The sequence below is a fragment of the Arsenophonus endosymbiont of Crataerina pallida genome (assembly GCF_964020125.1).
In the GTDB taxonomy this organism is placed as follows: Bacteria; Pseudomonadota; Gammaproteobacteria; order Enterobacterales; family Enterobacteriaceae; genus Arsenophonus; species Arsenophonus nilaparvatae.
The window spans coordinates 619,806-632,466 of sequence record NZ_OZ026540.1; the positions used below are offsets into that span (position 1 = coordinate 619,806).

A 12,661-nucleotide genomic window follows, 5' to 3' on the forward strand; every position below is an offset into this window, starting at 1 on the left:
TAAGGCCAGCTCTTCGTTAGTATAGAAGAGCCCTTATGGACCAGTTATTACAATATATTGGTTATAGGGGCCTAATTGGCTCCTTTTTACTTATCAGAATGAGAATTGTCTGCATGGGATGATTTCCCATCAGATAGATTGAGGAATAAATCACATGTCTGGAATTACCGCTGCTTTGGTAAAAGAACTGCGCGAACGTACTGGTGCAGGTATGATGGAATGTAAAAAAGCATTGGTTGAAGCTGATGGAAATATTGAATTAGCTATCGATAATATGCGTAAATCAGGTCAAGCAAAAGCGGCTAAGAAAGCCGGTCGAGTGGCTGCCGAAGGTGTAGTAATGGCGGAAATTTCTGCCGATGGCAAATTTGGTGCATTGCTTGAGTTGAATTGTGAAACGGATTTTGTGGCTAAGGATGCGAGTTTTGTAGCATTTGGTAATGAAGTACTAAAATTCGTTGTGGCAAATAAATTGTCAAATATTGAAGAATTAAAGGCAAAATTTGAAGAACAACGTACAGCAATCGTTGCCAAGATTGGTGAAAATATTAATATTCGCCGAGTCGAGATCCTAGAAGGTGAAAAAATCGGCTGTTATTTACATGGTGCTCGTATTGGCGTTCTTGTGTCTGCAAACGGTGCGGATGATGAGCTTATTAAACATATTGCTATGCATATTGCGGCGAGCAAACCCGAATATGTTACACCAGCAGATGTACCAGCCGATGTTGTCGCTCATGAGCATCAAATTCAATTAGATATAGCAATGCAATCTGGTAAACCTCGTGAAATTGCGGAAAAAATGGTAACTGGCCGCATGAATAAATTTACCGGTGAGATCTCTTTAACTGGCCAACAATTTGTTATGGATACAAGTAAAACAGTTGGTACGTTGCTAAAAGAGAAAAATGCAACAGTGACTAACTTTATCCGGTTTGAAGTTGGTGAAGGTATCGAAAAAGTAGAAACTGATTTTGCTGCTGAAGTCGCGGCAATGAGTAAATAATGATACCAATTGTTAAATAGAGCCGCCAGTAGGCGGTTCTGTTTTATCTAATATCGATAATTTATTTTTATCTGTCTGATAATACATTATCAATGATAATTTATGTGTAAATATGCCACTAAATTATTTAATTCAGCATATGCTTAATTCAACGGATTAGGGTTAGTATTTAGACTAAATTATCTTTTTCTAAAGTAATGAAGAAAAGTAATTAATCAAGTATTTTACATTCAGACTTTGAACTAAGAATTTTAAACCTTCAATAATTTATCTGCTCAGGACGAAACACCATGGCAACTAATGCAAAACCAGTATATCAACGTATCTTGCTTAAGCTTAGTGGCGAAGCTCTACAAGGTTCAGAAGGTTTTGGTATTGATGCGAGCGTTTTAGATCGTATGGCACAAGAAATTAAGGAACTGGTAGAGTTAGCGATACAAGTTGGTGTCGTTATTGGTGGTGGCAACTTATTTCGTGGTGCAGGGCTAGCCGATGCTGGGATGAATCGTGTAGTTGGTGATCATATGGGAATGCTAGCGACAGTAATGAATGGATTAGCCATGCGTGATGCTTTACATCGTGCATATGTTAATGCCAGACTCATGTCTGCAATACCATTAAATGGTGTGTGTGACAATTATAGTTGGGCTGAGGCGATTAGTTTGCTTCGTAATGGCAAAGTTGTTATTTTCTCGGCCGGAACGGGCAACCCTTTCTTTACAACAGATTCAGCGGCTTGTTTACGAGGGATAGAAATTGAGGCGGATGTTGTTTTAAAAGCAACCAAAGTTGATGGCGTCTATTCTGCTGATCCATCGAAGAGTTCAGATGCGGTTTTTTATAATAAATTAACGTATCAAGACGTATTAGAACGCGAATTAAAAGTGATGGATTTGGCAGCATTTACGCTGGCTCGTGATCATAATTTACCTATTCGCGTTTTTAACATGAATAAACCCGGTGCGTTACGTCGAATTGTGATGGGTGAAAATGAAGGCACGTTAATCTCGTGTGATTATTCTCCTGAGAGACATGGATGATTTTTGGCGGTATGATATTATCAGCATCGTTAAAATAATTGAATTGGGTTATCGGTTATAGCCTAATATTTATAACCAGTTGCTAAGGGTTTAAATGTGATTAATGAAATCAAAAAAGATGCTCAAGAGCGTATGGAAAAAAGCGTCGAAGCATTGAAAAGTCAAATTAATAAAGTTCGTACCGGCCGTGCATCGCCAAGTTTATTGGATGGTATCATGGTTGAATATTATGGTGCTGCAACGCCGTTACGTCAGTTAGCGAATATTACCGCTGAGGATTCACGTACACTCGCCATTACCGTGTTTGATCGTACGTTAGCACCAGCAGTGGAAAAGGCCATTATGGCATCAGATCAGGGTCTTAATCCTTCTTCAGCAGGAACCATAATACGGGTGCCTTTACCACCGTTGACGGAAGAACGACGTAAGGATTTGATTAAAGTTGTCCGTAATGATGCTGAGCAGGGACGTGTATCTGTTCGTAATGCACGACGTGATGCGAATGATAAAATCAAGGCATTACTAAAAGATAAAGAAATTAGTGAGGATGATGAACGTCGAGCACAAGATGAAATCCAGAAGTTGACCGATAATTTTATCAAAAAAGTTGATGAAGCTCTGGAACAAAAAGAAAAAGAATTGATGGAATTTTAAACATTTTTATAATAAAGCCATAAGCTATATAAAAGTAAGTATGGCTTTATTATATCTTTAAATTTATTGCTCCATTTTATATTATGCTATATGGCTGAGTTAAGAATAATTCTTTTTAATTAAATAGTAGAGCATATATATCACAATGATACGTCTGACAATTTTAGGCTCGACGGGTTCAATTGGTAAAACGACACTATCAGTAGTCAAAAAAAATCCAGCGAAATTTGAAATTATCGCATTAGTTGCACATAAAAATGTGGCTACTATGGTTCAGCAATGCTTAGAATTCCAGCCACAATATGCTGCTATGTCAGACGAAAAATCAGCCAATAATCTAAGAAGCATACTAAATAAACACGGATGTAAAACTGAAGTTTTAGCAGGCCAAAAGGGAGTTTGTGAACTAGCGGCGCTTGATAATGTTGATCAAGTGATGTCCGCAATTACCGGAATTGCTGGATTAATGCCAACATTAGCTGCGATTCGTCAAGGTAAGCGTATTTTATTAGCCAATAAAGAGTCATTAATTACTAGTGGGCAACTGTTTTTCGACGCAATTAAAAAATATGGTGCTCAGGTCCTGCCTATTGATAGTGAACATAATGCGATATTTCAAAGTTTACCGACTGAAATTCAGCGTAATTTAGGTTTTGCTAATCTTGAACAACATGGAATAACGCGCATAGTATTAACTGGCTCGGGTGGCCCTTTTCGTGAAATTCCGCTCGCTTCTCTTAAGAACATGACGCCTAATGAGGCTTGCAATCACCCTAATTGGTCTATGGGGCGTAAGATCTCGGTTGATTCGGCAACGATGATGAATAAAGGGCTTGAGTATATTGAAGCGCGGTATTTTTTTAATGCTTCAGCCGAACAAATTGAAATTATTATTCATCCACAATCTGTTATTCATTCCATGGTACGCTATCAGGATGGAAGTGTGATCGCTCAATTAGGTACGCCTGATATGAGAACACCGATTTCCTATAGTATGGCTTATCCAGATCGTATCCCTTCAGGTGCAGCGGCACTTGATTTTAAACAATTATCTTCATTAACTTTTATTGCTCCAGATTACCAACGTTACCCCTGTTTGAAATTAGCGATTGATGCTTGTCATCATGGGCAAGCAGCAACCACAATTTTAAATGCTGCGAATGAAGTTTCTGTTGCTGCATTTTTGGCCGGCAAGCTTCGATTTACTGATATTGCGCAAGTTAATTTGGATACAGTAGAAAGGCTAAGTTTGGCCGAACCTGATAGCATTGATGCAGTGTTAGCGATTGATAGCGAAGCGCGTCAAATGGCAATTAATTATATTGAAACATTAGCAATATCCTATTAATAAAGAATTTTAGCTGCTCAAATGTTTCTATATTTATCTCAGATTAAATTTTTATAAAATTATAATGGGTTAAGGATATCAAAAATGAATAAAAAGCTAACTATTAACTTATTAGTAAATATGGAAATTTTTTGATTCATCTTAAGTAATTTTATTTTTATTATCCAAAATAATTAAGCGCAATAGTTATGTTAGCTTATAGTAAAGGAACTTTTTTGGCATGAAACTTATGTATGATAATGATAGCTCACAGCAACGAATTCCGAGGCATGTTGCTATTATTATGGATGGTAATGGACGCTGGGCGAAGCAACATGGAAAGTTAAGAATTAAAGGGCATCGAGCAGGAACAGTAGCGGTACAAAAAGCGGTTAAATTTGCTGTTGAAAATGAGATTCAGTCTTTAACGCTCTATGCGTTTAGTAGTGAAAATTGGAATCGACCAGAAACTGAGGTTAGTGCTCTGATGGAACTTTTTACTTGGTTTCTGGATGATGAAGTTAAAAATTTAAATATTCATAATGTTAAATTAACGATTATTGGCGATATCAGCCGATTTAAAACTAAATTACAAAATCGTATCAAACACGCGGTTGACTTAACCGCAAATAATACCGGATTACAACTCAATATTGCCGCTAATTATGGTGGTCGTTGGGATATTACCCATGCAATGGGACTTATTGCAGAGAAAATTAAAGCGGGTTCATTATTACCAGAAAATATTAACGAAGATACGGTAAATGAATTTATTAGTCTACATGATCAACCAACCGTTGATTTAGTTATTAGAACTGGGAGAGAATATCGCATCAGTAATTTTCTTTTATGGCAGATTGCTTATGCTGAATTTTATTTTACCGATGTGCTCTGGCCGGATTTTGATGAGGAAGCTTTCAAAAGTGCAATTGTGGCTTTTAATCAGCGTGAACGACGTTTTGGTAACACTGAGCCTGATGATATCAATGAAGAATAGGGGACTCTTTTGCTAAACTTAAATGCTCGTATCATAACAGCTATCATACTTATTCCATTAGTTATCGCGGCACTTTTTTTCTTACCTCCTAACTTGTTTGGTTATGTTATCATTGTTATTTGCTCGTTAGCTGCTTGGGAATGGAGCCAATTTATTGGTTGGACAGTGCAGATTAAACGAATTATATCTGCTGTTTTATTTGGTATTTGTTTATTGGGTTTACAATTGTCATTTCAGGATCTCAGTCAATTAACAACAGAGCCTTTGATTATTTATATTTTATCGGCTGGGTTAGTTTGGTGGTTAGTTGCGATAATATTGGTTGTCACTTTTCCTACTTCTGCTCGATTCTGGTCTCAGTCAGTAATATTAAAAATTTTGTTTGGTGTTTTAACCATTTTACCTTTTTACTGTGGCATGTTGGTGTTAAAAAGCGTCGATTATCATATTGACAATTTTATCGGTGCTTGGTGGGTGCTTTATGTCATGCTATTAGTTTGGAGTGCAGATAGTGGCGCTTATTTTTTTGGACATTTATTTGGTAAACATAAATTGGCGGCGAAGGTTTCTCCTGGTAAAACCTTGGAAGGTATGCTCGGTGGAATGCTGACAGCAGGTGTTATAGCCTGGCTATTTAGTTTATTTGTTCCTGTTTTATTAATATCCAAGAATTTACTATTTTGTTCTGTTATTGTTGTAATTATTTCTGTTTTTGGTGATTTAACGGAAAGTATGTTTAAACGTCAGGCTGGCATCAAAGATAGTAGTCATTTAATTCCAGGACATGGTGGCGTATTAGATAGAATCGATAGTTTGACCGCGGCTATACCTGTTTTTGCAGGATTGACATTGTTATTTTTTAGTTTTTAAGGTATATCATGGGATTTGTTTGGAGTTTAGCGGCATTTATTATTGCATTAGGTGTGCTAATTATCGTACATGAATTTGGCCATTTCTGGGTGGCTAGGCGCTGTGGTATTTATGTTGAGCGTTTCTCCATTGGTTTTGGCAAAGCGTTATGGCGTGAAGTCGATCGTCATGGTACAGAATTTGTTATCGCCCTGATCCCGTTAGGTGGCTATGTTAAAATGCTAGATGAGCGAGTAGCCGCTGTAGCACCAGAGCGTCGCCACTTTGCTTTTAATAATAAAACAGTAGAACAACGTGCTGCAGTGATTAGTGCAGGGCCAATAGCCAATTTTTTATTGGCAATATTTGTTTATTGGTTAGTTTTCATTATTGGTATCCCTTCCGTGCGCCCAGTCATTGAAGATATTCAGTCAAACTCGATTGCTGAGCAAGCAAATATTTCACCAGGTATGGAACTAAAATCAATAGATGGTATCGAAACCCCTGACTGGAATGCAGTTCGTCTCGCCTTAATTAGTAAAATTGGTGATGAAGAATTAAGCATGAAGGTTTTACCTATTGGAAATTCAACGCCGATAAAAAAAGTGATTGATTTGCGGGAATGGCATTTTGATCCAGAAACTCAGGATCCGGTTTTATCTTTGGGAATTATGCCAGTTAGTGCCAGGCAAGATCCCATTGTGCGTAATATTCAACCTGGCTCAGCGGCGGCATTATCAGGTTTACAAGTAGGAGACAGAATTGTAAAAGTGGGTGATCAGATAATAGATGTTTGGCATCCATTCACCTATTTTGTTCGGCAAAGTCCTAATATTCCATTGTTATTGACGATCGAAAGACAAGGTGAACAGCAGCAATTAACGTTAACACCAGAAGTAAAAACGATAGCTAAAGGGCGGCAAATTGGATTTGCCGGGCTTGAATTATCAGTAATACCACTTGCAGATGAGTATAAAATCACTCAGCAATATGGTCCGTTTTATGCGTTGTACCAGGCAACGGATAAAACTTGGCAGTTGATGAAGTTGACAGTTAGCATGATAGGTAAATTGGTCACTGGTGATATTAAACTCAATAATCTTAGTGGGCCTGTTTCTATTGCAAAAGGAGCCGGCATTTCCGCTGAGTCTGGGTTAGTGTATTATCTGATGTTTATTGCATTAATTAGTGTCAATTTAGGGATCATTAACCTGTTTCCTTTGCCTGTATTAGATGGTGGGCACTTACTTTTCTTGTTAATCGAAAAGATTAAAGGAAAACCAGTGTCTGAGCGTGTACAAGACTTCAGCTATCGTATTGGTGCTATTGCATTAATATTATTAATGGGGCTTGCACTTTTCAATGATTTCTCTCGTCTTTAAGAGAGAGACTAGTTAGGAATACTCATAACAACAATGGCGATGAAAAAGTTGCTCATAGCATCGCTGCTATTTGGCAGCGCCACTGCATACGGTTCAGACGGGTTTGTAGTTCAAGATATTCATTTTGAAGGTCTTCAACGCGTCGCCGTTGGTGCAGCACTATTGAATATGCCTGTTCGGGTAGGAGATACGATTAATAATGACGATATAGGTCGTACTATTCGAGCGCTATTTTCAACGGGTAATTTCGAAGATGTTAGAGTTTTGCGTGATGGAAATACGCTTATAGTTCAAGTAAAAGAGCGGCCAACTATTGCAAGCATTACATTCTCTGGTAATAAGTCGGTTAAAGACGATTTATTAAAGCAAAATCTTGAGGCTTCCAATATTCGCGTTGGTGAAGCCCTTGATCGCACAAAACTGGCGAATATCGAAAAGGGTCTGGAAGATTTTTATTACAGTGTTGGTAAGTATAATGCGACAGTTAAAGCAGTAGTCACACCGCTACCGCGTAATCGTGTTGACTTAAAATTAATCTTTTCTGAAGGCGTTTCAGCTAAGATCCAACAGATTAATATCGTCGGTAATAAAGCATTTACCACGGGTGAATTGGTAAATCGTTTTCAATTACGTGATGATGTACCCTGGTGGAATTTTATTGCTGATCAAAAATATCAGAAACAAAAACTGGCAGGTGATTTAGAAACCCTACGCAGTTTTTATCTCGACCGAGGTTATGCCAAATTTAATATCGACTCAACCAATGTTAGTCTGACACCTGATAAGAAAGGTATTTATGTCACTATCAATGTGACAGAAGGCGATAAATATACCATATCCGGCGTTGAATTAAATGGCGAAACTGCTGGCCATTATGATGAAATCAACCAATTAATCACCATCAAACCTTCTTCGCTTTATAATGGTACTGAAGTTACTAACATGGAGAACAAAATTAAGGATCTCCTGGGTCGTTATAGTTATGCTTATCCTCGTGTTATTACCCAACCTGAAATCAATGATGAAGATAAAACCGTTAAACTGCATGTGAATGTTGATGCAGGTAGCCGTTTTTATGTTCGCCAAATCCGTTTTGGCGGCAATGATGTTAGTAAAGATTCTGTTTTACGTCGTGAGATGCGTCAGATGGAAGGCGCTTGGTTAGGCAATGATTTGGTTAACCTAGGCAAAGAACGATTAAATCGGACCGGTTTTTTCGAAACCGTTGACGTTGAAACGCAACGTGTACCTGGCACACCTGATCAAGTTGATGTGGTCTATAAAGTTAAAGAACGTAATACCGGCTCGATGAACTTCGGCATTGGTTTTGGTACTGAAAGTGGTATCAGTTTCCAAGTCGGTGTTCAACAAGAAAACTGGCTTGGTACTGGTAATGCTGTTGGTATTAGTGCAAGCAAGAATGATTATTCGACTTATGCGGAATTATCATTAACCGATCCTTATTTTACCGTTAATGGTGTCCGCTTGGGTGGCCGATTATTCTATAATGATTTTAGTGCCAAGGATGCCGATCTTTCACGCTATAATAATAAAACTTATGGTGTTGATAGTACCTTGAGTTTTCCTTTTAATGAAAATAATGCGTTTCGAATTGGGGCAGGTTTTGTTCATAACTCCCTGTCTGATATGAAAGCTCAAGTTGGAATGTGGCGTTATTTACAAAGTATGGGCGAAAATCCTAATTTTGATGATAAAGCGCGCTATAATGCTAATGATTTTACCCTTAATTTAGGTTGGACTTATAATAACCTAGATCGTGGTTTCTTCCCGACAGCGGGCAATAAAACTTCATTAAATAGTAAAATCACCATTCCCGGTTCTAATAATCAATACTATAAGATTCGGTTTGATACATCGCAATATTATCCCATTGATGAGGATAACAAATGGGTATTATTAGGCCGGGCACAGTTAGGTTATGGTAATGGTTTTGGTGGAAAAGAATTACCATTTTATGAAAACTTTTATGCTGGTGGTGCTGGTACGGTACGTGGTTTTCGTTCCAATAATATCGGCCCTAAAGCAATTTATCTTGAAAAAGATAAAACAACTGGGGAAATCAACCCAAAATCGGGTAGTCCCTCAACGGATGCTGTTGGCGGCAATGCAATGGCAACAGCGTCCTTGGAGTTAATTACGCCAACCCCGTTTATTGATGAAAAGTATGCTAATTCGATCAGAACTTCTTTCTTTATTGATGCGGGTACTGTTTGGGATTCGAATTGGAGTAACACCCCCGCAAGCTGGAGAGCAGGAATGCCTGACTATGGTAAGGCATCCAATATTCGAGTTTCGACAGGGATTGCATTACAATGGATATCACCACTTGGTCCGCTGGTCTTTTCTTATGCCAAGCCAATAAAAGATTATGAAGGTGACAAATCTGAAGAGTTTCAGTTTAATATTGGTAGGACGTGGTAAAACGTCAATTCAATTCATCGATTCGCTTGTGGTCAGATCATAAGAGATAAGGAGTTTAGTGTGAAAAAATTGTTGTGTGCAGCAGGTTTAGGTTTGATTTTATCTGTATCTGCCAGTGCTTATGCAGAGAAAGTTGCCGTTATTAACGTCGGTGAAGTTTTTCAGAACATAGCAACCAGTAAAGCGGTAACTAAGCAACTTGAAAAAGAGTTCAAAGGACGCGCTAATGAGTTGCAAAATATGGAAAAAGATTTACAGGCTCGGGCAGAAAAATTGCAAAAAAGCGCCGCTAAGCCTAATGAAAAAGATCTTCAAGCGTTTGAGGCTAAGCGGAAAGATTTTCTTCAAAAAGCACAGCAATTTGAACAAGATAACCAACGTCGTCAGCAAGAAGAGCGCAATAAAATATTGCAAACGATAAAGACGGCAACTAAAGCGGTTGCAGAAAAAGAGCGTTACGACGTGGTTGTTGACGTAAATGCAGTTCTCTATCCGGAAAACAGTTCTAGCCTGAAAAATATTACCGATCTGGTTATTAAGAAGGTTAAATAATAGATGGTTTCTATTCGATTAGCTGATTTAGCCCAGCAATTGGACGCGCAGCTACATGGTGATGGTAATATTACCATTACCGCTATTGCGCCTATGCATTTAGCGAAGGAAGGGCAAATTACTTTTTTATCGGATAGCCGTTACCTAACGCAATTGGCAAAATGCAAAGCTGCTGCTGTGGTATTAAAGCAAGAGGATCTAGCCGAGAGTAAAATAGCCGCATTAGTGGTTAAAGATCCTTATCTTGCCTATGCTCGATTAGCTCAAATTTTGGATACCACGCCAAAACCTGCACAAAATATCCATCCTTCAGCGGTTATTGCGGAAGATGTTAAGCTCGGCGAAGATGTTGCCATTGGCGCTAATGCCGTTATTGAGTCAGGGGCGACATTAGGTAATCAGGTTATTATTGGCGCAGGTTGCTTTATTGGTAAAAATGTCAAGATCGGTCAGTTTACGCGTTTATGGGCAAATGTTTCTGTCTATCATAATGTCGAGATAGGTGAACAGTGTCTTATCCAATCTGGAACAGTTATTGGTTCAGATGGTTTTGGCTATGCAAATGAAAAAGGCCAATGGATAAAAATACCTCAATTAGGTACAGTTATTATTGGAAATAATGTTGAAATTGGTGCTTGTACCACCATTGACCGCGGTGCACTAGAGAATACAATAATTGGTAATGGGGTTATCATTGATAACCAATGTCAGATTGCTCACAATGTGATTATCGGTGATCATAGTGCTATTGCTGGTGGTGTTATTATGGCCGGTAGCCTGAAAATAGGCCAATATTGTATGATTGGTGGTGCCAGCGTGATTAATGGACATATGGAAATTTGTGATAAAGTTACTATAACCGGAATGGGAATGGTAATACGTCCAATTAGTGAGCCGGGAATATACTCTTCTGGCATCCCATTACAGCCAAATAAGGTTTGGCGAAAAACAGCCGCTTTAGTCATGAATATTAATGAAATGGCTAAGCGTATGAAGGCACTAGAACGTAAGGTATTTAGTAAAGATAACTAAATACTGCTGTGTAGATTTGTTAATTGCAGCCTGCAGATTACCTTATTGAGGGTTAAAGCAGGCCGCATTATTAATATATAATTTTTTAAATTTAAACAAGAAGAGTCTTTTCTATGAGTGATAAACATACTCTGGATATAGAAGAAATTTTAGGTTTGTTACCCCATCGCTATCCTTTTTTGTTAGTTGATCGTGTATTGGATTTTGAAGAAGGTAAATTTTTACGAGCAGTAAAAAATGTCTCTTTTAATGAACCTTTCTTTCAAGGTCATTTTCCGGGTAAACCAATATTTCCGGGGGTATTAATTCTTGAGGCAATGGCTCAGGCGGCTGGTATTTTAGCTTTCAAGAGTGTGGGAAAATTAGAGCCTGGCGAACTTTATTATTTTGCTGGTATTGACGAAGCAAGATTTAAACATCCGGTGCAACCTGGTGATCAGATGATTTTTGAGGTAACGTTTGTTAAAACTAAGCGTGGTTTGACGCGTTTTAAAGGTATTGCAAAAGTGGATGAAAAAGTTGTTTGTGAAGCGACAATGATGTGTGCTCGCAGCCAAGAAGCGTAAAAATGAGGGCTGATATGATTAATAAAACAGCGATTATTCATCCCTCTTCTATTATTGAAGAGGGCGCGATTATCGGTGCAAATGTCCACATAGGCCCGTTTTGCTATATTGGTTCTCAGGTTGAAATTGGTGCAGATACCACACTGAAATCTCATGTGGTTGTCAATGGCAATACTAAAATTGGTTGTAATAACCAGATATTTCAGTTTGTCACGATAGGTGAAATTAATCAGGATCTAAAATACCAAGGAGAACCAACTCGAGTTGAGATTGGTGATCGCAATCGTATTAGGGAGAGTTGTACCATTCACCGTGGAACCCTACAAGGCGGAGGTTTAACCAAAATAGGTAATGATAATCTATTGATGGTAAATACCCATATAGCCCATGATTGTTTGCTAGGCAATTATTGTATAATTGCTAATAACGGTACGCTTGGTGGACATGTTAAACTAGATGATTATGCCATCATTGGTGGTATGAGTGCGGTGCATCAATTTTGCCAAATTGGTGCTCATGTTATGGTTGGTGGCTGCTCTGGTGTTGCCCAAGATGTTCCGCCTTATGTCATTGCGCAAGGTAATCATGCGACTCCTTATGGTGTGAATATTGAAGGTTTAAAACGTCGTGGCTTTGATAAAGAATCACTACATGCGATTAGGAATGCGTATAAAATCCTTTACCGATGTGGTAAAACGCTAGATGAGGCCAGACAAGAATTGGTCGTTCTAGGTGAAAAAAATCAACAGGTAAAAATACTGAGTGATTTTTTAGAAAATTCAGCGCAATCTAACCGCGGGATTATTCGTTAACA

The 12,661-nt window shown here is 38.3% G+C and carries 12 protein-coding genes; all 12 read left to right on the plus strand.

Annotated elements, in window-relative coordinates; genetic code table 11:
* Positions 1–154: 154 nt before the first annotated feature.
* The 12 genes from tsf to lpxA all read left to right on the plus strand — a co-directional run bounded on the left by tsf (position 155) and on the right by lpxA (position 12,659).
* Positions 155–1,006, plus strand: a complete 852-nt coding sequence (gene tsf, locus AACL31_RS03155) for a translation elongation factor Ts (RefSeq protein WP_310511274.1) — start codon at positions 155–157, stop codon at positions 1,004–1,006.
* Positions 1,007–1,296: 290 nt separating this feature from the next.
* The gene (gene pyrH / locus AACL31_RS03160; RefSeq protein WP_339053744.1) at positions 1,297–2,046 is read left to right on the plus strand and encodes a UMP kinase; all 750 of its coding nucleotides are present in this window, start codon (positions 1,297–1,299) and stop codon (positions 2,044–2,046) included.
* Positions 2,047–2,142: 96 nt separating this feature from the next.
* Positions 2,143–2,700: a ribosome recycling factor gene (gene frr, locus AACL31_RS03165; RefSeq protein ID WP_290605906.1), complete on the plus strand. Its 558-nt coding sequence runs from the start codon at positions 2,143–2,145 to the stop codon at positions 2,698–2,700.
* Positions 2,701–2,845: 145 nt separating this feature from the next.
* On the plus strand, positions 2,846–4,048 hold the full coding sequence (gene ispC / locus AACL31_RS03170) for a 1-deoxy-D-xylulose-5-phosphate reductoisomerase (protein ID WP_310511275.1): 1,203 nt from the start codon (positions 2,846–2,848) through the stop codon (positions 4,046–4,048).
* A gap of 220 nt (positions 4,049–4,268) precedes the next feature.
* Positions 4,269–5,024, plus strand: coding sequence for a polyprenyl diphosphate synthase (gene uppS, locus AACL31_RS03175; RefSeq protein WP_310511276.1), 756 nt, complete (start codon positions 4,269–4,271; stop codon positions 5,022–5,024).
* 9 nt (positions 5,025–5,033) lie between these two features.
* Positions 5,034–5,894, plus strand: coding sequence for a phosphatidate cytidylyltransferase (cdsA, locus tag AACL31_RS03180; RefSeq protein WP_310511277.1), 861 nt, complete (start codon positions 5,034–5,036; stop codon positions 5,892–5,894).
* A 5-nt stretch (positions 5,895–5,899) separates the two neighbouring features.
* The gene (gene rseP / locus AACL31_RS03185; protein WP_310511295.1) at positions 5,900–7,255 is read left to right on the plus strand and encodes a sigma E protease regulator RseP; all 1,356 of its coding nucleotides are present in this window, start codon (positions 5,900–5,902) and stop codon (positions 7,253–7,255) included.
* 33 nt (positions 7,256–7,288) lie between these two features.
* The gene (bamA, locus tag AACL31_RS03190) at positions 7,289–9,697 is read left to right on the plus strand and encodes an outer membrane protein assembly factor BamA (RefSeq protein ID WP_310511278.1); all 2,409 of its coding nucleotides are present in this window, start codon (positions 7,289–7,291) and stop codon (positions 9,695–9,697) included.
* A 60-nt stretch (positions 9,698–9,757) separates the two neighbouring features.
* The gene (locus AACL31_RS03195) at positions 9,758–10,249 is read left to right on the plus strand and encodes an OmpH family outer membrane protein (protein WP_032115730.1); all 492 of its coding nucleotides are present in this window, start codon (positions 9,758–9,760) and stop codon (positions 10,247–10,249) included.
* A gap of 3 nt (positions 10,250–10,252) precedes the next feature.
* Complete coding sequence (lpxD, locus tag AACL31_RS03200) at positions 10,253–11,281, plus strand: UDP-3-O-(3-hydroxymyristoyl)glucosamine N-acyltransferase (RefSeq protein WP_310511279.1); 1,029 nt, start codon at positions 10,253–10,255, stop codon at positions 11,279–11,281.
* A gap of 113 nt (positions 11,282–11,394) precedes the next feature.
* A complete protein-coding gene (gene fabZ, locus AACL31_RS03205; RefSeq protein ID WP_032115732.1) occupies positions 11,395–11,847 on the plus strand; it encodes a 3-hydroxyacyl-ACP dehydratase FabZ in 453 nt (150 codons plus the stop codon).
* Positions 11,848–11,861: 14 nt separating this feature from the next.
* A complete protein-coding gene (gene lpxA / locus AACL31_RS03210; protein WP_310511280.1) occupies positions 11,862–12,659 on the plus strand; it encodes an acyl-ACP--UDP-N-acetylglucosamine O-acyltransferase in 798 nt (265 codons plus the stop codon).
* The last annotated feature ends 2 nt before the right edge of the window (positions 12,660–12,661 follow it).